This window comes from Exiguobacterium sp. s140, from assembly GCF_018617035.1.
Lineage (GTDB): Bacteria > Bacillota > Bacilli > Exiguobacteriales > Exiguobacteriaceae > Exiguobacterium > Exiguobacterium profundum.
Genome location: NZ_JACSJK010000002.1, coordinates 12,894 through 35,414, shown reverse-complemented (window position 1 = coordinate 35,414; position 22,521 = coordinate 12,894). Strand labels below are relative to the sequence as shown.

Genomic DNA, 22,521 nt, shown 5'->3' with positions numbered 1-22,521 from the left:
CACACCTCACCTTTTCGTTTTCCTTTCTATTCCCCATTTTTCTTGTGATTCCTACTATTTTTTCAAGTAAAGAGAGAATTTCCGGGTAAAGGTAAATTAGACAAGATGCGAAACGGGACAACAAAGGAGTGAGGTGTGCATGCGTTCACGATTAACCTTTGCCTTAATCTTTCTCGGTCTTTTTTTAGTCGCCGTTTATTGGATGAGCACGTGGAATGACAATATGGTCGAAGGACAGATTGAACGAATCGATATCCCCCAAATATTGATTGAATCTACCGAATCCTCTAAAGAAGTCACATTGCGTGTCATCTTAATCAATGATCAAACCGAAGTCACCGGCATCGTCAATAGCGTACAAGGGTTACAGAGCGGCCAACTGGTGACAATCGAGGTCATCCCGACGGATTCGAACTTGAACATCGCACGCACCATCGAAGTCACCGCTCCATGATTTTTTGAAATGAAGCGTAACTTTTCCAGAACTGTGGAATATGAGAACAGAATCATAAAAAGGAGTGATCGGATTGATTTCAAATAAATTACTATCTGGAAAAGTAGCGTTTGTGACCGGGGCAGCCTCCGGAATCGGACGTGCCGCGGTCATCCGCTTCGTTCAAGCCGGAGCAAAAGTCGCCATTGTCGATTTGAATGAAGAAGATGCGATGCGTCTCGCAAGCCTTGTCGGGGAAGAACGCGCTATCGGCATCAGTGCAGATGTGTCGGATGAATCCGCAATGAAAGAGGCCTACGAACGGACAATGGAACGATTTGGTCAACTCGATATCGTCTTCGCGAACGCCGGTCGAAACGGGACCATCACACCGATTGAACATTTATCATTGGATGATTGGAATGGCGTGGTGGAGACGAACCTCACTGGAACCTTTTTGACCGTCAAACATGCTATTCCTCATTTGAAAGAGAATGGCGGGAGTATCATTATCACTTCATCGATCAACGGGAACCGCTATTTTAAAAATTTCGGATTCAGTGGCTACGCGACGACAAAAGCAGGTCAAACCGGCTTTGCGAAAATGGCTGCTGCGGAACTCGCTCAATTCGGGATTCGTGTCAATTCTATCTGTCCCGGGGCCATCGATACGAATATTGACGATTCGACCAATCGAGACGATGCGTTGCTCGAAGAAATTGTCATTCCAATCGAATATCCACTTGGGAATCAACCGCTTGCCGGAAAATCGGGCTCCGCGAAACAAGTCGCCGATGTCGTCTTATTTTTCGCGAGCAACATGTCGAGCCACGTCACGGGCTCTGAAGTATACGTCGATGGGGCTGAATCGCTCTTGTAATCGAAAAGCAGGTCACCTCACCCGAGGCGACCTGCTTATTTAAGGATTGGACTTTTCATGACCGCTTTTTGATAGAACGGCTGAAACCCAAGCCGCTCCATGTTGCGACCGGATGCCGAATCGACCTTCGTCGTGACCGTCAACAGATTGCATTCAAGTGCTTTCGCTTCGGCAATTCGTTCCAAAATAAGTTGTGTCTGGTACCCTTTTTGCCGATACGTCGGAACGGTGCTCGTCAGAAACAATTCTCCAATCCCGTCTTGCGTGGCTAAAATCCCACCCGCTACGACAGCATCCTCTTCTCGCACGAGATAAGCATGATTACTCGGTAGTGCGTAAAAGCCTTTGGCTGTATCGACCGTCTCTTGAAGGATTGTGCCCGACTCGGCGAATCCAGCCGCAATGGCGTATGCCCACTCATGGAGTGTCTCATCCTTCACTTTTTCGACCTGGGTCGGTACAGATGTGGAGGCATGCTGTGTCAAATCCAACGTCCATACGTCCAAAAAATGATCGAGCGTGTAGTTACGTTCTTGCAATAAGCGGAGCAAGGAATCTTCCGCTAATGGGCAAACTTCAATATGTAAACGTGATACGTTCTTCCCACGCACCCATTTTTCCATTTGATGCAGGTCGTAAAAGCTTGTCGGCCGATTCAATCCGAATCCGACCGCAAAACTCATATTTCCCATTTTGAACACGTGCCCTTTTCCTTCTACGTGTAGTTCCGCACCTTCATAGGGAGGGGTTTGTTTACGATATCGAATGTAAGCAGACGTCCCCTCTGCTTTGATGCGTTCGATACGCCTTGCCAATTCTAAACGATTCACGCTGTTCCCTCCCTTATATATTCTATGTTGAGTGTAGCACATGTTCACGGTCGAATGAGATGACCGTATTGAATCAGCCGTTCCCGGACTGAAGGGACGAGTTCTACACACTCAAGGACCGTCTCCCACTCTTGTAATGTCACATCGACGACTTCATCTACTTGCAGTAATAGTTGTTCGAGGTCAATCGGTTTCTCGCACACGAGACAATACATATCCAAGAAATATGTGCCCCGCTCAATCGTTGTCACGAACCGGAGTTGCTCAGGCAATACATATAGTCCTAACTCTTCTCTTAGCTCACGGACCGCACCTTGTCGACTCGTTTCCCCAGCCAAAATCGAGCCGCCCGTCCCTTCCCACAGAAGCGGATACGTCTTATCCGGATGACGCTTCGACAGCAATAATCTCCCATCTGGATCGAACGTGAACACTTCGATGACCGTGTGAAACGTATGCGGCTCTAATTCATCCCCACGAAAGTGCGTTCGACCGAGCGGTTGCCGGTTTTCGTCGAGTAAATCCCATACTTCTCGATTCATGGACGAATCTCATCAATCACGAACGAAGAGGAACCTTGAATCTCTTCGATAAAGTGAGATCCGAATAGCATGGCTGGTGTAAAGCTTCCGGCAAGCATCCCACCCGAACCGAGCAACCGCTTGACGACGGCGAGCGCCCCGTAAACAGTGAAGGCATACGTACTTGCCGTTTGAATACGGACGACTACTTTTCGTCCTTCCTCATTCGTTGCTTCGCCCCATACGTACGTCGATGATTTTTCACGTACAGCCTCGTCTGGTCCCGATACGTTTTCGTCGACATAACGGAGCAAGCGTTCCTGCACGGCCTCTTTTCCGAGAATCGGGCTGAACCATGACAAAGCGCGAGCAGCATAGGCGGCCGCTGTCGGTACAGGAACCCAAGTCGTAATATTTGGAATGTCCGTCGTGTAGTAGGCGGTCGAAACGTCTCCCCACGGAATCGCAATGGCGGTACGGCTTCCGCGACCAAAATCAATCGTTCTCCGCTTTGCCCCAATTGGAAATGATGATAATTTGCCGTTCACACGTTCCACACTACTCGACCCTAGTCCACGAACGGCCGTCTTCATGGTTCCTGGTGAGATGCCGGCTGCCGCCGAAAAGCCAAGAGCGAGTGTTGTCGCATCCGGTATCAACTCTTTTAATTTCCGCGCGACACAGTCGGTCGGAATGACATCAAATCCGACACCCGAGCATAAAATCACACCACGTTCTTTGGCTTGAGCCGCTTGCTGTTTAGAATGGACATATTCGAACACTTCGATTTCCCCGGTAATATCTAAGTAATGCGTACCTGTCTCTAGACATGCCTCGATCATCACTTGGCTCGTATCCGTGAAAGGACCTGCACAATGAAGGACTAAATCTACATCGTGAAGCGCCTCGATTGCGGCTTCACGACTCAATGCGAAAATCGATGTTTCGCAACCCAGTTCATCTCCTAGGCGATGAATCGCTCTTGCGTTTCGTCCGGCAAGAACCGGACGCATTCCGTCACGAGCGGCTTGTCGTGCAATCAGCTCACCCGTATAGCCATTCGCCCCATAAATCATCCATCTCATTTTTACCCCTCCTTATGTTAATGTATCCTTGTTCGTTTCCCTAAAAGAAGTTGAATCGAACGAAAAGATCTTGGATGACATCGATGATATACACACTTCCCGTTACAATAAGCAAATATCCGATTGGGATGAGCAGACTTTTCACTGTTTGTAGTTTTGTTATGTCTCCCCGATGCTGTAGTAGACGATCCACCAAGTAAAACAAGGTCGCTGCGAGAAGACTGAGCCATGACAAGACGAGTCCGAATAGTATATGTAAAACAAACGAAGTGAACCACCTGAATCGTTTCGAACTGAGTCGATTCGCCAACCAGTCACTGCACCATGAGGTCACGACACCGTAGGTCAACATGATCGGAAAACTGACCGCTACATAGGCAACCGTCATCAAAAGGAAGCCATTCAGTACGCCACTCATCCCTCCATTTTCTCGTAGACCCATCATAGTGACCCCACACGCTAACAGAATCGCATAGACGGGCGAAGCGATGGATGCTGTGACGATTTTACGATTCCACATCTGCACTCCCCCTAATCCCTTCCAACTTTACACGACCTGTTCTGAAAACGCACAAAAACCAGCCTAAATTCAGGCTGGCTTCGCGATTTGTTAATTGTTTGCAACTTCTCCGGCTTTCATACGGACCGATTGCATCGCTTCCGTCCATGGAAGGAGTTGGTCGAGCATATCGTTTACCGATTGTGCTTGAACTTCTTTCGGAGCGAAATGCGTACCGTTCTCGAAGTCCGTGAAGAGTGAGAGTGCAGGATGGACACGTACGTGAGCGATTGACAATTCACTCAAAATGCCCCGTAAATGTTCTGTTGCCCGTGCTCCACCAACAGAACCGTAAGAGACGATTCCGGCTGCTTTGTTGTTCCATTCGACGCGTAAGTAGTCGAGTGCGTTTTTAAGAGATGCTGAGATGGAATGGTTATATTCTTGGACGATGAAGATGAATCCGTCCATTTGCGCAATTTTCTCCGACCAGGCTGCAACGCCAGATGCGTCCTGACCCGCTTCGCCGAGAAGTGGCAAGTTGTAGTCTGCGATGTCGATGACTTCATAGTTGGCATCGCCACGTTTGTCGGCGAGTTCTTTCACCCATTCCCCGACTTGTGGACTGACGCGACCTTCACGAGTTGATCCGAGTACGATTCCGATGTTTAACATAGTAGTTCCTCCTTGGTTATGTTGTGATGCATCTGATTTTCCAAACAAGCGATTTAAGAAACTCATTTCATGCCCTCATATTCTTTCTCAAATGTTTTCGTGCTTCTGACCGTATCGATTGGTCGTACCATCGCCTCGATTTGCGAACGTTTCGCTTCGAGGAACGGCGGGAGTGACAACTTCTCACCGACCGTCTCGTACGGCTCGTCTCCCATGAATCCAGGTCCATCTGTCGCCCATTCGAACAAAATTTGCGGCGCGACACGTGCATAGGATGATTCAAAGAAGAAGCGATCGACGTAGCCAGAAGTCGGCAAACCGAACTGTTGGAGACGTGCTGTCCATTCATCGAGGACGCTACGGTCTTCGACACGGAATGCGACATGGTGCACGGTACCGAACCCTTGACGCGCTTGTGGAGATGTCTCGTCGTGAATGACGATCACTTGCGCTCCGTTTCCACCTTCACCTCCTTCAAAGAGATACACATCACCTTCTCGCCCGATCTCTTTAAACAGCATCACTTGCTCCATCACTTGTTTGAAATATGTGATATCTGCGATGCGAATAAAGATTGGACCGAGTCCCGTAATCGCGTATTCAAGCGGGATTGGACCGTTCTTCCACGGCTCGCCCGACGCGATGCCTTCGTTGAACTCATCCGAGATGAGTTGATACGCCTGCTCATCAAAGTCGATGAACGAGAGCGTCTTCTTCTCGAACTGTTCTTGAATCCCTTCGTGCTCGACGCCGAGACGGTCGAAGCGACGGACCCAATACGTCAACGCTTCATCTGTCGGTACGCGGAACGACGTTTTCGCGATTTCATTCGTTCCGTGCTTACCTTTCGGGATACCTGGGAAGTCGAAGAAGGTCATATCTGTCCCTGCGTTTCCTTTATCGTCCGCAAAGAATAAGTGATACGTTTGAATGTCGTCCTGGTTGACCGTTTTTTTCACCAAACGCATGCCTAACACGTGAGTGAAGAAATCGTAGTTTTTTTCGGCACTACTCGTGATTGCTGTGACGTGGTGAATTCCTTTAACATGATTCATCATTCTCTCTCCTTTTATATCTTGGTTTCAAGATACATGATTAAAATTTTTTGCGGCTTCTGCCCGCTTTCCTATTTGTTTCAACTGTTCAATCGTTTCGTTTAATTGCATCCCTTCAAACACAGCGTTCATATGCTCCCTATGCTTAGGGAAAATATCTTGCATCAAGCGCTCTCCGGCATCTGTCAGCGCAGCGTATGTGATGCGACGATCGCTCGGACAAGCCTTACGAATGAGATATCCTTTTTCTTCTAACCGGTCCACGACGTACGTCATGCTTCCGCTCGAGAGGAGAATTTTCTTCCCGACGACTTGAATCGGTTGATCCCCTTTATGATATAAAAACTCGAGTACGGCGAACTCGGTCGCGTTTAACCCGTAAGACGCCACTTCCTGCTTCACCAGGTCTTGTAACGACTGAGAGGCACGTAACAGCACAGTAATTGTTTTTAGTGCATCAGATGGTTCCATCTGTCTCCCTCCTTTGTCCAAGAGAGCCATTAACTTAAATTCAAATATCTTTAATTCGAGATAAATATATCATGCGACAATTCTTCCGTCAATCGATTTGATTCAAAAAAATGAGACGGGTAGTTCCCGTCTCATTGCCCTCGCCATACGACTGTTGTTGCTCACTTAATTCCAATTTGACAGCATGTATACCAATTTTGTGCATCGATCGGGCGTAATGAAATCATGTCATTCTCCTTTAGTCATATGTCTCATTTAAGTTTCTTGCATAAAATGCGATAGCACGCCGGTACCGCGCGATGCTCTCGTCCGGTTTCGGACTTGCAAGCAGTTCAAGTAACGTTCCCGTCGCTTCTTCATGGCGACCGACGTTGTAATGGGTCATCGCTTGAAATACCTTGAGCGCCCCGTGATTCGGGAATTGCTCGATTGCCTCTTCAAATAACTGTTCCGCTTCCGTGTATCGTCCGAGTGCCCGATACGTACTGCCGAGTCCGAGATATGATTCCGCCAACTCTTCCCCCGTCAACCCGAGTCGGATGGCCCGTTCATAATGCGGGACCGCTTGACGTTCTTCACCGAGCGAGTCATAGCACCACGCACAGTACGCATGTAGCCTCGGATTCTTTTCATCTTTCCGCAAGAGCGACAGGAACAGTTGCTTCGCCTGCTCGAGTTGTCCCTCCTCACGGAGACGGACGGCTCGATCAAAGTCATGGTCTTCTGGCACGTCGGTCACCTTCTTCGCAAAATCTTCGTCTAACCAAGCTTGCAATGTTTCGTAATACTTTCCGATATGTACTCCATCGACGAGTGCATGATGGGCTTGGACGGATAACGGCATAACCAGACGCTCGCCTTGACGTTCGAACTTGCCCCAGGCGATGCGTGGCACGCTGTCATGTTGTTGCTGATGCGTCGGGTGCATGATACTCGTGAACGTGATCCACGGGACACTCGTGATATACAGTAAGTCGTCGGGCTCGTCATCCCCGACCACGACTTCATCGCCAGCTTGCTCCATCCGCGTCGTCACTTCCTGTAAGAATGTCGGTAAATCCTCATTGAACGTGGCCGCACAAAAGTTGAAGACATCCTCGTCTAACATGACCGTGAACGAGGGGTGGACCACCTCGTGTTCGACGACCTCTTCACCACGGATCCGATAGCGCAATTCCGGAATCGCGTTCGCCGATCTCACCGCACCGTATAAAAAGAGTTTGAAGAACGATTGGTTGCTCTCCTTGGCATATGTATATAGGTTCGTGACATCTACGTTTGCCGTCACGTTGAAATGTGGCGCATCAAACGCTTTGAAAAACTCGAAGTGCTTACGTCGTGCCCACGTCTCGATTTCAATTTTTTTCATAAAAACTCCCCCTCCTACGCTCTTACTGTAGCAGAGAGAGTGAATTCGCTCATAGCTTTTGTTTTAACTGTTCGTAATGTCCTTTTGCCAAATCAAAGTAGATGAAGTCTCCACGTTCGATCCGTTCGAGCGTCGCTTCGAACTCACGCCATCCACGTTCGACCTGTTCAGGCGTCAATTCGCCGCTTTCAGCCGCCGCCTTGAACTCATCCTCATCCTTTTTGACGATATCGCCATTTGGAAATACAAGAATATCGAGCAACAAGTCATCCATGTACGGAATGCCATTTTCTTCGCCGATTCGGTCGACGAGGTCGATATACCATTGCACGATTTCACCGTCAGGGTTGAACATGACCGTCACACCGAACGGTTCATTTTCCGGGAAATATTGGAGCCAAGCAAACCCGGCATCCGCCACGATGAATTCTTCCCCTTTGTGCTTTTTATATAATGGTGCGCGAACCTCATCGATTTGGAATAAGGCGACGACGCCTGAAAATTGTTCCGTCTGAACACGAATTTGCGCGTAGCGGTTCTTTAAAATCCGTTCCCAGTCTCGTCGATTCGCATACTTTCGTTTTGCCATATAGATCTCCCCTTTGGTCATCTCTATATGATACAGTTCGCCAGAAGAAGGAAAGTTCCTTGTTAGTCGTACAAATTATGCTGATTGAACCAAACGAGATGACTTTGCTTCAAGCGTTTCCGCTCGACCATACGGACGAATGCGTCTGTCGAGATGAAACGGTTCCCGGGATGGAGGTCGGCCAACATCAAGAGGATGAGGCGTGAACCTCGTTCTCCCTCTTGAAGAGAGATATGCTCCATCTTTCCTTCACCATTGAAGCGATTGATGAACAGTTCGACTTTACACTCCTCTTTTAAGAGACGAGTCGTCACATATGCGACCTGGCTGATGATCGACTCGAAGTCGTGATGTAATGTGTAGCCGGACGGCCCACTCAAGTCGACTGCGAACGTGAACGTGTCGAGCGACGTCTTTTGAAAGACTTTCGATTGGACTCGTCCAAGTTTCGCCGTCGCGACCCAGTCGATCTCTTTGACCGGTTCCCCTTCGTAAGGCTTCGAACCTAGAACCTGAAGTGGATTCCGTAAAGGTGATGCGGTCAAAGGACGGTCACCGAGTGCCAATCGTTTCGTACCGACCGGAGGATGTAACGTGAGGGACGGCAACACCGTCCATCGTTTCTCGATCGGGTACTCAAGAAGATACGTCCCGAGATGAAACGGGAGCGTCACAGCAAGTACGCACTCTTCGATATAAGCTGGTCCCCGGAATTCAGCCTGCACACGAAGCACGTGACGAGCCTGATCTGTCCGTAACGTCAAATCCAGACTGTTCGGGGACCGGTCGTGGTCTGGAAAGCTGAGCGCTGTATTGGTTTTCAAGCGAACGCGAACGGGAAGCCCGAGTCGTTCGATGACTTCACTTCCATCTAAAATCAGTTGTACCTCCGTCTCATCCCCGACAAAGAGAAGGGATTCGTGGCTATGTACGTGAAGCCGAAGAGCTTGTTCCAACTGTTTCCGTGTCCGTTCAAAGAACCAAACGATGCCCGTAAGTAAACAAAGCGCATATCCGACAATCTCCATGTACGGGACGAATACGAGAATCACTCCAGCGAATCCATAAACCGGAATCCATTGTTTCTGTAGGGCGTTATGTGTCGAGAACGTCATCTTCAGCCCTCTACCGGCACAGAGACGGTATCTAAGATGTAACGGATAATGTCCTGTTTCGTCGATTTGATGCCTCCTTCAAGCGTCAACGTCAGACGATGTGCCAATACATAAGGTGCCACGGCTTTCACATCTTCCGGAATGACGTACAATCGATCGTTCAGATAGGCATAACTTTGAGACGCTCGCATGAGCGCGATGGCTCCTCGTGGACTGACACCGACCTCGACAGATTGGTGTTCTCGTGTCGCATGAACGAGCCCGAGTAAATAATCGAGGACATCATCTTGAATCGATACTTGCTTCACTTCTTCTTGTGCGCGGCGTAACTCGTCTAACGTCGCAACCGCCTCCACGATTTTCCGTGTTTGACGCATGACTTGTAAGAGGAGTTCTCTCTCTTCCGCAACATCAGGGTAACCGACCGGAATCGAAATCAAGAAGCGATCGAGTTGTGCATCCGGTAACGGGAACGTCCCGGCCGATTCGATCGGGTTTTGCGTCGCGATGACGAAGAATGGTTTTGGCATCGGATACGTCTCTCCCCCGATGGAGACTTGCCGCTCTTCCATCGCTTCGAGCAAGGCAGACTGCGTTCGTGGAACCGCTCGGTTGATTTCATCGATCAAGACGATATTCGCAAAGATCGGTCCTTGTCGATGGTCGAACGTCTGCGTCTGCATGTTGAAATAGTCTGCTCCGATCACATCAGACGGTAACAAGTCGGCCGTGAATTGAATCCGGGAAAACACCCCGTCGAAGCTAGCCGCAATTGTTTTGGCAAGTAACGTTTTTCCCGTGCCTGGCACATCTTCTAATAGAATATGTCCTTCCGCGAGTAACGCCGTACAACAGAGGCGTACGACATCCTCTTTTCCTAAATACACTTCGTTCAACTGTTTGATGACCTGCTCCATGCCCATATGACGACCTCCATTTTTTGTCTTAATCAAACTTTACCTTTTTATGGTAAGATAAACAACAAATAGTCTGAACATTCAAAAAGGAGGTAACTTCTTGCGCTGGACGAACAAGTTTTTTCTCATGATTGCCGCCACACTTCTCGTCACCTTTAAAATGATGGTGGTTGCGACCGGGATATTCGAATGGCTCTATAACCCGGAAACGATACCGGTCGAGGAAAATAATAGTCCTCCTACGAATTTCAAATCAGATGAAGACAGTATGCTTTTAATAGATGAATCTAAAGCAGATTATCCGTATGAATTAGATCCTCGAAAAGGAAAAATAAAACCTCTTGAGAGATTTACGGGCTCTGGAGAGTCCACACGACGAAATCTCGGTTTATTGGTCGCTTTGATTGCATTCTGTTTGCTCGGTTTTTATGTCTATCGAAAACGAAAGCAACGTTTGGCGCGCGCACGAGATCATGTTGATTCAAGCATAGACCCGCTTGTAGAATCGCTACAAAACAAGAACGCTTCGTCCGTTTCGACGCTCACAGCGTTCACGAACGTCCCGATTCGCGATGCGCTGATCACATTTAACCAATCTCTCGTACCAGCCAAGCGATTGCGTGCTCATGAGACATTGCAAGAGTGGTTCCAACGCATCGATTTACCGATGAACCCGTCCGTTTATCATGCGGTTCGCTACGGCACCTCTTCAGGTGTGACGATTTCTGAAGAAGATACACTTCACTTCAAGAGAACACTCGATACCTACGCGACACGTCCTCACCCCGAGTGAGAATGTGCACAGGTTCTGCTTTTTCACAACGAATGATAAAATGGTGGAAAATGTAAGTTGAGGGGATGAAATCATGAGGCGATGGACGATTTTCGGATTAAGTGCACTTTTACTGACGGGTTGTACGGATACAGTGGCAGACAATCCGATTCCGATCGAATCACCCGATGAACCCATCACCGAATGGACACGTGAGGACTTTAAAGACGTCTATGACCAATATGAACAAACGAAACCGCTCCTTACTGCCCTTGAACAACAAGGAATCAAACCGTTTCGGGAGACGTTCGAACGCGTCATCATCGCAGGCAACGGCCTCGAGCATACGTATGCGGATATTTACCCATTCAAGCTCGATGACGGGACGTATGCTACCATTTTCGATAGTCAGGACGGAACGGTGATCAACGGCTCTGAATCGGTCGCTCCGCTATTTTGGCAAGAGGAATCCTTCCTTCAATACGTCGAAGAGATTGAAAATCGGAAATTCGGTACAAGTGCCCCACCTACCGATGTCGTCCTCACGCAGGATGAATTCCAAGCGGTCTATGACCGCCATGCCTACACGTCAGCTCTCCTCGTCGAACTCGATGAAGCGGGCGTCGAACTGGCACGGGAGCCAATCGATGATGTGATCATCGCCGGGAACGGCGTGACTGAAGTCACTGCCGACTTGTTCGTATTCGATGTCGAGAGCGGATATGCCATCGTATATGATCAGGACGGAGAAATTTTAAAAGGCCCCGAATCCATCTCACCGCTCTTTTGGAACGAGAAGGACTATGAGGACCTGTTAGCCAAGAATGAGGGATAATTTCGCCCCTTTTCCGATTTTAGCTATGCTATACTCAAATCAATAAACGACCACTAGGGGAGCCTTCGGGCTGAGACGGCATTTGCCGGACCCTTTGAACCTGATCTGGCTCATACCAGCGTAGGGAAGTGGCTTGGGATACGTCTCTGTATGTCCACGCCATTTTTCCGTCTGGAAACGTGGCGTTTTTATTTTGAAAGGAGACTATTCATGCGTATTCAACAACTCACTTGGATGGCAATGCTCGTTGCCATCGCCGTCGTCGGTTCGATGTTCATCTCGATTCCTACAGGTGTCGCCCGCGCTTATCCGATTCAACATATGGTGAACGTGATTGCCGCAGTCACCGTCGGTCCAATCGGAGCCGTTCTCATCGCTTTCGTCACCGGACTCATTCGCGTCATGACCGGTACAGGATCACTGCTCGCATTCCCTGGTGGCATGATTGGCGCGTTTCTTGCCGGCATGTTCTTCGTTCGCACGAACCGCGTCTATGCGGCCGCTCTCGGAGAAATCATCGGGACTGGGGTTATCGCTTCGTTGATTGCCGTCCCGTACGCAAAACTGTTGATGGGTTCGACGTTCGGTGCATTTTTCTTTGTCCCGGCGTTCCTTGCCTCTAGTTTGACGGGTGCGCTTCTCGGTTGGCTCGTCTTGTCGCGTGTCAAACAGTTGCGACCGAGCGTACTCAAATAAAAGCTCCCTTTTTGGATGAAAATGGTAAACTATAGACAACATCTATAGAGGAGGGGTTTTATGTCTCGTTTCAATCAACTTGTAGCGGGTGGTATTTTGTTGTTTTTGTCCGGACTCTTATATACGCTCGAACGCATCGCACTCTACATACGTTGGTACGCCGAAATCTCAACCGGGAGCTGGTTGGAAAAACCGACGTTTGTCGATCCATTTCTCCAAAACTGGTTCGTTACCTTGTTTCTCTTTGCCGCTATCCCCTTCTTCTTGGCAGCTATGAATGTCACGCAAAAAACAAGTCCATCCGAGAATCCGACCGACTCATGACGGTCGGTTTTTTGTATGATAGACCCAAATCGCTTCACCGTTCCATTCATCAATTAAGCCACTGTCGAAAAAGCCGTTCTTCGCATAAAATCGTTTCGCGGCTTCATTCTCTTGATGGAGACTGAGGATGATATCATCCACGTCGTATTGTGTCTGGATGAATTCCACTGCCATGCGTAGGCACTTCGTTCCAACGCCTTTCCCCTGTTCGTATTGATCAATCATGAAACGGTCGAGCCACACGTAACGTTCTGACTGGTTCTCCGCTCCGACCATCATAAAGCCAACCGCTCGCTCGCCTTCATAAAATGCAAAGCTCTGCCAATTGTATTTCGTATCCTCAATCATCTCTCGAAGGGATTCGGCATTCGTCTCGATGAATCGAGATTGTTTCTCGTCCACTGTCAGGGCGATGACCGCCTCTCGATTGACTGCATCAACCGGTTGAATCGTGATTTCATTTACTTTCATATGTTCACCTCATTCTTTTTTTAGTCCTTTTCTCTCTTTCATACGCTTTCTCCCGTAAAAAGTTTCTTCTCCCGTATCTTCGAAAGCATGCATTCGTTACACTAGACGTACGAGACCCGGATGGACATACGATCAGCCTCATCTCAGAAGAATTGACTTCTCCGTTCCACCGTGATCGAGTGAAAGATTTGCAAACGAAAGGAAACAACCAATGAAACAAATCCATCATATCTGTATCCAAACCCCGGATTATGCCGCATCGAAGTCATTTTACGAAGCGCTCGGTTTTGAACTCGTCCAGGAGTCGCCAAACTTTCATACGCGTGACTTCAACAGTTGGCTCAAACTCGGTGATTTTTATATTGAGCTCCAGACTGCTAAAACAGATGAAACGTTACAAGACTACTCGAAACATGTGGCCGGTCCCGTCCATTTCGCCCTCTATGTAGATGACCTCAAAGCGGAAGTCGCACGACTCGAACAACTCGGCGTCACGTTTTTACCGAAGCACGGTGGCAACATCTACTTCGTCGTCGATGGACATTTAAGTAAATTAAAAGCACCGGAAGGAACCATCATTGAACTGCGTGATACGTTCGAGATTACATAATCAGAGCTTCACAGTTATCTAACAAAACCAGGTCCATGTTTGCATGGGACCTGGTTTTGTTATGCACTCTTAAAGACATAGATGTCCTATTTGAAGTAAAACGAATATATCAACTCGGTCATGAAAGCTCACGATTTTTTCTAAATGACCGTTGAAGTGAAATGAATTGTGCGACCAGAAGTAACCCATTTGAAAGAAGTGTCATTGCTAACAAGTCCACCCAAGAGTAAATCACTACACCTGTCACCTTTAATGCTATTGCCACTCCAGCAAACAAAACAGCAAACTTCGATGTGGAACCAATCAGTTTCCTTAGTTCGATTTTATATTCAGATTTCTCAACAACGTTTGTATACTCCATACCTGAGAGAATATAGCGAATCCATACATAGAGACTTAGAATTGCTATAACACTCAATAAAATATATGAAGACTCAGTGTTGAATATACCTGAAAATCTATTCAATAGAACGACTACTCCCAAAAATCCAATGAACAAAACGAAAGCCTCGGCTATAAAGTACAACATCCGCCTTTCTTTATATTCGTCATTTGGTAAAAACATTGTGACCCATGATTCTTTCATCTTTTACTCCTCCCAGAATAAATCATTTAACGTGACGCCCAGAACCCTCGCAATGGCAATACAGAGTTTCAAAGAGGGATTATATTTATTCGATTCGATCAAACCGATTGTCTGTCTAGTCACACCGATCGCCTCTGCCAAATCGGTTTGAGTAAGATTCTTTTCTACTCGATGTTCTTTTACTCTATTTCCCATGTCTGTCTCCTAATTTAGTTGCGCAATACCTAAAATGTAATATATATATTCCATTAACGCAATATATATATTACATATTTTTGATTACGAATGAATCTCCATCACACTTTCTACGTTTTCTCTGTTCATAAGAAAGGAAAGGATACAGTAACTACATTTTGAGTTAGGAGATCACTAATGAAATATCTCGATTATTGGAGCTACTTGTCACTCTCTCTGGCAAAGCTCTTCTTTTTTAGCTGGTTGACCGCGACGGCGTTCGACTTCTCATTCTTCCTCATCAATTTGGCGACGATTTTGCTCCTGACGAGTTGGGCACTCGCCGTGTCTTATCCGATCCGCCGATGGATTTTATACGTTTCTCTGTTCCTGCATAGTACCCTGCTCGTCTCGGACGTCTGGTACTATCGCTATTTTGAAGACTTATTATCCGTCGCCTTACTATCTGATATCGGGCAGATGGGAGATGTCGGGGGTGGCTTCTTGACGCTCATCCGCCCAATCGATGCGTTCTTCTTCATCGACCTCATCATCTACGGTTTGATTTTGCGTTATATGAAACGTCATCCTGTCCGTGAAGGGAAACGAAACGGAAGACGATTGGCGCTCGCTGGCTTCACACTCGGATTTCTTCTCTTCACAATCCCGCTCACCCTCAGTTATCAGCGTGGAGAAAAGTGGATCGCGGACGACCCCATATCGAATATGCGTGAATACTATCATCTTGGATTTTGGGGCTATCACGCGATGGATGTCGCCCGAGGCGTCGAACGTGCTATGGGATGGAACGAAGCCCTGACAGAAGAAGAGCGTTCTCAAATTCAAGCACTCTCTTATCAAGAATTAAGTGCCCCAAGTCCAGATACGAACGTTATCGTTTTACAACTCGAATCATTCCAAACATCCGTCATCGATCAACAGATTGATGGACAGGAACTGACCCCGAATTTGAACCGACTGCGACGTGACATGCTTTACTTCCCGAACGTGTATCATCAAACGCATGAAGGGCGAACGTCTGATGCAGAGTTCATCGTCAACACGTCACTTTATCCTGTCAAATCTGGTTCCGTCTACACGCGTTTCCCGGGAAATCAATTCAGCGCGCTCTCTCAATCCTTGAATGAGGCGGGCTACGATACGGCAGCCATGCATTCGTTCCGAAAAGACTTTTGGAATCGCGATGACTTTTATGACAATATCGGGTTCAATCATTTCTTTAGCGACAAAGACTACCCCGATCAAGGCATCATCGGGATGGCACTCAACGATCAGGAATTCTTAAATACGTCGGTCGGATTTATGGAAGAGTTGGATGAACCATTTTACGCATTTTTAGTCGCTTTAACGAGTCATACACCGTACGATATCCCGGAAGACGAGAAGCGGTTGGACCTATCTGATATCGACGATCCCCTTCTCGAAAACTATTACCATACCGTTCATTTCGTCGATGCCGCTGTCGGTCAGTTCATCGAACGATTGAAACAAGATGGTTTCTGGGATGAGACGCTTCTCGTCATGTATGGTGACCACGATAGCGGTCTGACGGCACCAGGAGAAGAGATGGCTACCCTCGAAGAAGTGAACTCGACGGTTGACGCGTTTCAACTTGACCGTGCTGTCCCTCTCTTCATCAAACCACCTGGACCGACGACAGGAGAAGTCATGGAGGCGAGTGGTGGACAAATCGATATCGCCCCGACGATTCTCGATTTACTTGGAATCTCTCCAGCATATATGCTTGGCGACTCCTTATTGAATGATACGTCAAATCTAACCGTCTTTCGGACGGGCGCTTTCCGATACGAAGATTATTACTATGAACCAGACTTGACCGAACGTGCTGGTAACGGCACATGCTATTCCATTGAGACGGAAGAACAAGTCGCATTCGATCGATGCGCCCCTTACATCGACCGCGCGGCCAGTCAGCTCCGGCTCTCGGATACCATCATCGAGAAAGATGCCCTCTCGCAAATGAGTCCATGAAAAAACTCCCGAGCTATTTGTTTCGGGAGTTTTGTTCAGTAAGCTTTACGCAATGTCGCGATATCAAGCTTTTTCATGGGCAGACATGCCTGTACGACCTGTTCAATCTGCTCTTGCGAACCTACCGTCATCATCTCTTCCATTTCCCACGGGATGATTTGCCAGGAGACGCCATAGCGATCTTTCAGCCAACCACACTCCTCTGCTTCCGGTACAGCCGATAGCCGCTCCCAGTAGGAATCGACTTCTTCTTGCGACTCACAAAAAGCGATGAGCGACTGGATCTCGTTAAACGAAAATGTATGATTTTCATTACTGTCCATCACGACAAATTCTCGACCGGATAAGACGAAACGAGCATAGTTGATTTTCCCATCAAGCTCGTCCCCGTCTTCTTCCGTGTATCGTACCGTATGTCCGTCCAATACATATGAATCTTTGAAAATAGAGATCCAATCGTTCATCGCCGCTTCAGCATGACCAAAGACGTCCCCGACGAACAAAAAGCATGGGGTCACCGTCTGGATGTCCATCCCGCCGCTATGCATGATTTGCCAGGATACCCCGTGCTTGTCTTTCAACCAGCCATAGCGCGCGCTGAAATCATACGTGTCAAGCGGCATGAGCACCTCTGCCCCCTCACTCAATTCGCCCCAAAGCGTATCCACTTCTTCCGACGTCGGGAACGTGACCATGTACGAGATGGAGGGATTGCGGTCCTTCAACGGACCCGCCCCAAGCAGTTGCAAGAACTGTCCCGACAGCGAGACGGTCACAATCGTCGTCTCACCTGAAGGCGTATCCATCAGTTTCGTCGTATAGTCGATGAACGAATCGGGAAACTTCGAGACGTACCACTCCGCAATCGCTTCGACGTGACTTTCGAACCAAATACACGGGATAATCGATTGGGTAATCATTAGATTTCCTCCTTTCAGACTTCACGTAGACGATACACGTCTCTCACGGCGAGCAATGTCTCCACTCGTTTCCGGTACGCCTGATAATGGGCTGAATGGATATGCGCGTCGAGCGCCGTCTCGTCCCGATATTTCTCATAGAACACGAACGTGCCCGGGGCATCGATTGACTCATGGAGCACATACGTCAAACATCCTTCTTCTTGTCTCGATGGGGAAATGACTTCATCGAGCGCTTGCCTTAACTCTTCCTCTTTCCCCGGATATGCCTTTAATACAGCGGTAATCACGATTTCCATTGCAAATTCCTCCTCCGTTTTACATGAACGCAATACTTTTCCCGTTTTAGAAGAGATGTATACGCAAATGGACACGCCGATTTGTAAAGGCGTGTCCATCGTTTAGACGAGTTCGTTCGCAATCTCGTTCAGTTCTTCAATTTGATCTTTCAACGAAGCTAACGCTTCTTGTTGTGAAATCGTCAACACATGAACGTCTTGGCTGTTCGTTTCGAGTGCCATCGTCAACGCCGTCATATCACCCGTCACTTGATGGACTTTGTGTAATTCTGCGGCGGCGATTTGGAGCTGACTCGACGTCTCATCTACTGTTCCTGCGACCGTATTTGTCGTTTGAATCATGGAAAGGATCGACGCCCCACTCTTACGGACTTGTTCTTCCTGCGTCGATAGACGTTCTGTACTGCCATCGATGGCACGTTCCGTCACTTGTACCTCTTGCATGACGAGTTGGATAATGTCATTAATCTGAGCTGATGCTTGTGCCGTTTGAGCGGACAAATTTCGAATCTCCGTCGCGACGACGGCAAACCCTTTTCCGTGTTCACCTGCTCGTGCCGCCTCAATTGAAGCGTTAAGAGACAACAAGTTCGTCTGAGACGAGATTTGCTGAATCGTATCCGTGATGGTCCGCACTTCTTGGAAACGCTCCGCCAATCCTTTAAAGGCTAGATTCACTTCACTGATACTTAAGTTCAGCTCAGCAAGCGACCGTTCTGTCGAATCCATATTGTCATGTGATAGTTGAGCGTCTTGTAAGACACCGTTCACGTGCGAGGTTGTTTCTTGAAGCTGTTGTTGCATCCGTTCAAACGCCTGTACAGTGGATTGAATTTGTGAGGCGACATTCTGAATCAAAACTGCTTGTTCAGACGTTCGTTTTGTCATCGAACCAATTTGGGCCGTGACTTGTTCTGAGGCGTTCGTGACGGAATCAACGGAATCATTCATTGTAAATACCGCGCCATGAAGCATTGTCGCACTCGCTGTCGTCTTCGCCATGTTGAGTTCGACCTCACTCGCATGCTGTTCAGCTTGTTGTTGTTGTGTAAACGTCTCGTGTAATAATTTTGCCCCAAAGAAAGAAACGAAGTAGGCGCCAGACAAAGCCATTGTGAGCACAGTGAACCAACTGACGAAATCGAGCGGCGTTTCAAATGAAAAGCGCCCAATCAATACAGCTCCGACCGATACGATAAGCGCGAGAATGCTGCCGTACAGCACAAGATGCCGATTCAAGTACATCAACATCAATACGATATACAGAAAGACGATATTTTGAATCGCCGCACCGGGCAAGGTATAAATAATCGCTGAAGCAGCGATATACATGAGTGTGACCAGACCGTACTTCAACCACGGCTTTTCTACGTAAAAGCGATAACCGAGCCACGCTCCAATCTGAATAATTGTCCCTGTCATAATAAAACGCATGGCGTCCTGTCCAGCTAGCTCACCCAACCAATATAACATCCCCATAATCGGGTAAGAAAGGAAAAACAAAATGATTAACATCCGCGATACGAGTAACGAGCTCATTTTCTCAAAATGATTTACCATGATTGTTGCCTTCTTTCAATAAAAGTAAGAGTCTATATATATTTCGGCACATGCTGAAAATTTTTAAGTCCATTTCTCGCAGTTTTGTATTGACTCAACAAATAAAAATAGGACAACATATGCCAGCATTCGCTGCACTTGTTGTCCTCTGAATCCCTCACAATTATCTATCTTCAACTTTCCGTTTAAATGGCCACCATACCCCGTCCCCGAAGGAGACCGTGATTGCTGGGATGAGCAGTGGCAACACAATCAATCCGTATAACAACAGTCCGGTGATAACGATCGTCGCAATTTGGACGAGACTGAGTACGCCAGACGGGATCATCGCCCCGAACGTCCCAGCGAGGATGACGGCGGCGGTCATGATGACCGTCCCCATTTTCGTCATCGAATGGACGAGCGCATCGCGCACCGTCATCCCGCTAAGCGACTCCTCCCGGAACCGGTCGAGCAAGAAAATCGAATAGTCGATGCCAAGGGCGATCAACATGACGAACCCGAAGAACGGGACAGCCCAACTGATACCGTCATAGCCGAGACCTTCGACAAAGATAAGCTCCGTGATGGCCGCAGACGTATAATACGTCAATAAGAGCGAACCGATCATATAGAGCGGCATGACCATCGAACGGAACAACACCGTCAAGACGATAAAGAGTGTGACGAGCATGATGGCGACCGTCCGATTGAAGTCGCTCGTCGACGTCTCATTCAAGTCGCTGTTAATACTTGAAATACCGGCATATCCGATCGTCGTATCTTCGAACGGCGTATCCGTGACGACCCGGTCCATCGTCGCTTTCACGGTCTCGACCGTGTCAATCGCTTCTGGCGAATACGGGTCCATCTCTAAGACGACCTCGAGCTGAGTCGCCATTCCTTCATCGAAGACATATCGTTCGACTGCAGGTGAGAACGCATCTGATGTGAGCGTCCCTTCCGGAAGATACACACCAGTCTCCCGAAGCGCATCTGCTTCACTCAACTGTTGTAAGAACGAAACGGCTTCGCCGAGACCAGACTCAATTTGTCCTAGCCCGTCGTTCGCTTCCGCGACACCTGTCGCCAGTTGCGCTAACCCGCTACCAAGTTCACCGACCTGAGAACCTTGTGCATTTAATGCGGACGCCGCTTCGTTGATTCCTGACTCAATTTGTGTGAGGCCAGCTGATACTTGACCGAGCTGTCCGACTGCGGCCGGGATGTTTTGAGTCGCTGTCAATCCTTGCCCAATGAGACCAAGTTGACCATTCAACTGATTTAGTCCCGCTGCTGCTTCTGCAAGCGGTGCCCCAGCATTGGTTGAACCGCTTGGTAGTTGTCCAACAATCCCGTTCAATCCTTGCTCAATCTCATCCAATCCAGTTTGAACATCCCCGAGACCCGTCTGCGCTTCAGACAAGCCATCGCTGACTTCACCGAGTTGTGTGTCGACATAAAAATCGTCGATGATTTCACCAGTCGGACGTGTGAGCGCACGGACACCATTCACACCTTCAACTTTTTCAAGCTCACTTGCAAACTTTTCGATATAGGGAACTTCTGATTCTGTAATGGCTTGATCTTGTCTCAAAATGACTTGTACCGGAAGGGATTCCCCTTGACCGAACCCTTCTGAGATCAAATTCAGTCCACGAACCGAATCGTAGCCGTCTCCAATCTCATCGACCGTATTGAACGAACGGGCATCGTCATATGTGAATAAGACAGGTACTGTGATCAACCCGACAACTAAAATCGATACGAACGGGCGATTGACCGACAATTGGCTCAAGCTAGCCCAAAGCTTGCTGTCATGATGCTCGCCTGCCTTTTTCGACGGCCAAAACAGTCGCTGTTTGAGCGTCGCCATAAAGAACGGGACGACCGTGAAAAGAATCAGCAGCAACACCGCAATACCGACTGCGACGGCGACCGCTGATTTAAAGATTGGAAAATCAGCAAATCCGATGGCGGCAAAACCGACGAAGACCGCGAGTCCACTGATGAGGACCGTCCGTCCTGCCGTCTTGTACGTATTGACGATGGCGTCTTCGATGGCATGTCCTGCACTGAGTTCTTCTTTATAACGGCTAAGAAGCAGGATACAGTAGTCTGTCCCAATCCCGAACAAGATGGCGACAAGAAAGATCTGCGTGTAGTTCGACACCGGGAACCCGAACCAATCTACGAAGAACGCGACAAAGGATTGACTCAATAGATAAGTGAATCCGACCGCGATGAGCGGGATGAACGGGGTCACGATGGAACGGAAGACGAGAAGGAGTAATCCAAAAATCAACACGACCGTGATGATTTCTGTCTTTTTCAACCCTTCCTGTGCACTTAGATTCACATCATTGTTAATGATTTCTTCCCCGGTGATATATACTGTCTCCTCTTGCGGGAGCACGTTTTCACGGACATCATCAGCAAACGCATTGATTTCTTCCGTCGTACCTTCTACCGTGATGGGGACGAGGACGATGCGTCCGTTTTCTGAGACAAGCTGTGCCTCTGTCTCCTCGTTTTCGAACGGATCGAGAACATCTGTCACGACCGTTTCATTTTGTTTAAGTTCTTCGATGACACGCGCGACATCTGTTCGCTCCGTCTCTCCGATTGATTCAAACTCATAGACGAGGGAGATGGTCTTGTCACTCTTCCCGGCTTCATCTAAAATCGCTTGTGCGCGTTGTGAGTCCATGTCGTCCGCAAGTTGGAAGCTCCCTGCCTCTTCTGCTTGTTCCGTTAAGTTCGGTGCTGCGACAAATAATGCTGCCGTCAATGCGATGAGGGAAATGAAAATTCCCCAGCGCCATTGAATGATTTTATGCATG

Annotated in this window: 26 protein-coding genes and 1 riboswitch; of the genes, 8 read left to right on the top strand and 18 right to left on the bottom strand. The window is 48.2% G+C overall.

Features of this window, described 5'->3' with window-relative positions:
* Window positions 1-139: 139 nt before the first annotated feature.
* Window positions 140-454, top strand: coding sequence for a hypothetical protein (locus KNO61_RS08215; protein ID WP_078147833.1), 315 nt, complete (start codon window positions 140-142; stop codon window positions 452-454).
* Between the two features lie 73 nt (window positions 455-527).
* On the top strand, window positions 528-1,313 hold the full coding sequence (locus tag KNO61_RS08210) for an SDR family oxidoreductase (protein ID WP_078147834.1): 786 nt from the start codon (window positions 528-530) through the stop codon (window positions 1,311-1,313).
* Window positions 1,314-1,348: 35 nt separating this feature from the next.
* Here the strand turns inward: KNO61_RS08210 and KNO61_RS08205 are convergent, their stop codons facing one another.
* The 11 genes from KNO61_RS08205 to KNO61_RS08155 form a co-directional block, all read right to left on the bottom strand.
* Entirely contained in the window at window positions 1,349-2,143 is a 795-nt protein-coding gene (locus KNO61_RS08205) for a GNAT family N-acetyltransferase (protein WP_214872918.1), read from the bottom strand.
* Between the two features lie 44 nt (window positions 2,144-2,187).
* Window positions 2,188-2,685: an NUDIX hydrolase gene (locus tag KNO61_RS08200; protein WP_214685224.1), complete on the bottom strand. Its 498-nt coding sequence runs from the start codon at window positions 2,683-2,685 to the stop codon at window positions 2,188-2,190.
* On the bottom strand, window positions 2,682-3,749 hold the full coding sequence (locus tag KNO61_RS08195) for a saccharopine dehydrogenase family protein (RefSeq protein WP_214687679.1): 1,068 nt from the start codon (window positions 3,747-3,749) through the stop codon (window positions 2,682-2,684). The genes KNO61_RS08200 and KNO61_RS08195 overlap by 4 nt, the downstream gene beginning before the upstream one ends.
* Before the next feature lie 40 nt (window positions 3,750-3,789).
* Window positions 3,790-4,269, bottom strand: a complete 480-nt coding sequence (locus KNO61_RS08190) for a hypothetical protein (protein ID WP_074035407.1) — start codon at window positions 4,267-4,269, stop codon at window positions 3,790-3,792.
* A gap of 90 nt (window positions 4,270-4,359) precedes the next feature.
* Complete coding sequence (locus KNO61_RS08185; protein ID WP_371816072.1) at window positions 4,360-4,989, bottom strand: NADPH-dependent FMN reductase; 630 nt, start codon at window positions 4,987-4,989, stop codon at window positions 4,360-4,362.
* Window positions 4,986-5,978, bottom strand: a complete 993-nt coding sequence (locus KNO61_RS08180) for a ring-cleaving dioxygenase (RefSeq protein WP_214872917.1) — start codon at window positions 5,976-5,978, stop codon at window positions 4,986-4,988. The genes KNO61_RS08185 and KNO61_RS08180 overlap by 4 nt, the downstream gene beginning before the upstream one ends.
* Window positions 5,979-6,005: 27 nt before the next feature.
* Window positions 6,006-6,449, bottom strand: coding sequence for a MarR family winged helix-turn-helix transcriptional regulator (locus KNO61_RS08175; RefSeq protein WP_214872916.1), 444 nt, complete (start codon window positions 6,447-6,449; stop codon window positions 6,006-6,008).
* A 238-nt stretch (window positions 6,450-6,687) separates the two neighbouring features.
* Window positions 6,688-7,818, bottom strand: coding sequence for a tetratricopeptide repeat protein (locus KNO61_RS08170; protein ID WP_214872915.1), 1,131 nt, complete (start codon window positions 7,816-7,818; stop codon window positions 6,688-6,690).
* A gap of 49 nt (window positions 7,819-7,867) precedes the next feature.
* Window positions 7,868-8,407, bottom strand: a complete 540-nt coding sequence (locus tag KNO61_RS08165) for a ribonuclease FAU-1 family protein (protein ID WP_078147841.1) — start codon at window positions 8,405-8,407, stop codon at window positions 7,868-7,870.
* A gap of 62 nt (window positions 8,408-8,469) precedes the next feature.
* A complete protein-coding gene (locus tag KNO61_RS08160) occupies window positions 8,470-9,522 on the bottom strand; it encodes a DUF58 domain-containing protein (RefSeq protein WP_078147842.1) in 1,053 nt (350 codons plus the stop codon).
* 2 nt (window positions 9,523-9,524) lie between these two features.
* Entirely contained in the window at window positions 9,525-10,445 is a 921-nt protein-coding gene (locus KNO61_RS08155) for an AAA family ATPase (protein ID WP_214872914.1), read from the bottom strand.
* Between the two features lie 94 nt (window positions 10,446-10,539).
* Between KNO61_RS08155 and KNO61_RS08150 the strand changes: the two genes are divergently transcribed.
* The 4 genes from KNO61_RS08150 to KNO61_RS08135 all read left to right on the top strand — a co-directional run bounded on the left by KNO61_RS08150 (window position 10,540) and on the right by KNO61_RS08135 (window position 13,066).
* Window positions 10,540-11,232: a hypothetical protein gene (locus KNO61_RS08150; protein ID WP_214872912.1), complete on the top strand. Its 693-nt coding sequence runs from the start codon at window positions 10,540-10,542 to the stop codon at window positions 11,230-11,232.
* 73 nt (window positions 11,233-11,305) lie between these two features.
* Entirely contained in the window at window positions 11,306-12,046 is a 741-nt protein-coding gene (locus tag KNO61_RS08145; RefSeq protein ID WP_214872911.1) for a hypothetical protein, read from the top strand.
* A gap of 45 nt (window positions 12,047-12,091) precedes the next feature.
* Window positions 12,092-12,190: riboswitch (TPP riboswitch) on the top strand.
* A gap of 66 nt (window positions 12,191-12,256) precedes the next feature.
* Complete coding sequence (gene thiW / locus KNO61_RS08140; RefSeq protein WP_214872910.1) at window positions 12,257-12,742, top strand: energy coupling factor transporter S component ThiW; 486 nt, start codon at window positions 12,257-12,259, stop codon at window positions 12,740-12,742.
* 60 nt (window positions 12,743-12,802) lie between these two features.
* Window positions 12,803-13,066 (top strand): hypothetical protein, encoded by a 264-nt coding sequence (locus tag KNO61_RS08135; protein ID WP_047794733.1) that lies wholly within the window; start codon window positions 12,803-12,805, stop codon window positions 13,064-13,066.
* Here the strand turns inward: KNO61_RS08135 and KNO61_RS08130 are convergent.
* Window positions 13,061-13,537: a GNAT family N-acetyltransferase gene (locus KNO61_RS08130; protein WP_078147847.1), complete on the bottom strand. Its 477-nt coding sequence runs from the start codon at window positions 13,535-13,537 to the stop codon at window positions 13,061-13,063. The two genes, KNO61_RS08135 and KNO61_RS08130, sit on opposite strands and share 6 nt — an antisense overlap.
* A gap of 211 nt (window positions 13,538-13,748) precedes the next feature.
* Here KNO61_RS08130 and KNO61_RS08125 point away from each other — a divergent pair, with 211 nt between their 5' ends.
* Window positions 13,749-14,147, top strand: coding sequence for a VOC family protein (locus KNO61_RS08125; protein WP_074035381.1), 399 nt, complete (start codon window positions 13,749-13,751; stop codon window positions 14,145-14,147).
* Between the two features lie 118 nt (window positions 14,148-14,265).
* Here KNO61_RS08125 and KNO61_RS08120 read toward each other — a convergent pair whose 3' ends face one another.
* Together KNO61_RS08120 and KNO61_RS08115 are read right to left on the bottom strand one after the other, a co-directional pair.
* Entirely contained in the window at window positions 14,266-14,733 is a 468-nt protein-coding gene (locus tag KNO61_RS08120; RefSeq protein WP_078147848.1) for a hypothetical protein, read from the bottom strand.
* Between the two features lie 3 nt (window positions 14,734-14,736).
* Window positions 14,737-14,928, bottom strand: a complete 192-nt coding sequence (locus KNO61_RS08115; protein ID WP_031421892.1) for a helix-turn-helix transcriptional regulator — start codon at window positions 14,926-14,928, stop codon at window positions 14,737-14,739.
* Window positions 14,929-15,105: 177 nt separating this feature from the next.
* Here KNO61_RS08115 and KNO61_RS08110 point away from each other — a divergent pair, with 177 nt between their 5' ends.
* Complete coding sequence (locus KNO61_RS08110) at window positions 15,106-16,920, top strand: LTA synthase family protein (RefSeq protein WP_214685206.1); 1,815 nt, start codon at window positions 15,106-15,108, stop codon at window positions 16,918-16,920.
* Window positions 16,921-16,955: 35 nt separating this feature from the next.
* Here the strand turns inward: KNO61_RS08110 and KNO61_RS08105 are convergent, their stop codons facing one another.
* From KNO61_RS08105 to KNO61_RS08090, 4 genes are all read right to left on the bottom strand, one after another.
* Window positions 16,956-17,840, bottom strand: coding sequence for a VOC family protein (locus tag KNO61_RS08105; protein WP_214730161.1), 885 nt, complete (start codon window positions 17,838-17,840; stop codon window positions 16,956-16,958).
* 14 nt (window positions 17,841-17,854) lie between these two features.
* Window positions 17,855-18,139: a putative quinol monooxygenase gene (locus tag KNO61_RS08100; protein WP_074035366.1), complete on the bottom strand. Its 285-nt coding sequence runs from the start codon at window positions 18,137-18,139 to the stop codon at window positions 17,855-17,857.
* Window positions 18,140-18,241: 102 nt separating this feature from the next.
* On the bottom strand, window positions 18,242-19,699 hold the full coding sequence (locus KNO61_RS08095) for a methyl-accepting chemotaxis protein (RefSeq protein ID WP_078147851.1): 1,458 nt from the start codon (window positions 19,697-19,699) through the stop codon (window positions 18,242-18,244).
* A 163-nt stretch (window positions 19,700-19,862) separates the two neighbouring features.
* Window positions 19,863-22,520 carry an MMPL family transporter gene (locus tag KNO61_RS08090; protein ID WP_214872909.1) on the bottom strand — a complete coding sequence of 886 codons (2,658 nt, stop codon included), beginning with the start codon at window positions 22,518-22,520 and terminating at the stop codon, window positions 19,863-19,865.
* Window position 22,521: the final 1 nt, after the last annotated feature.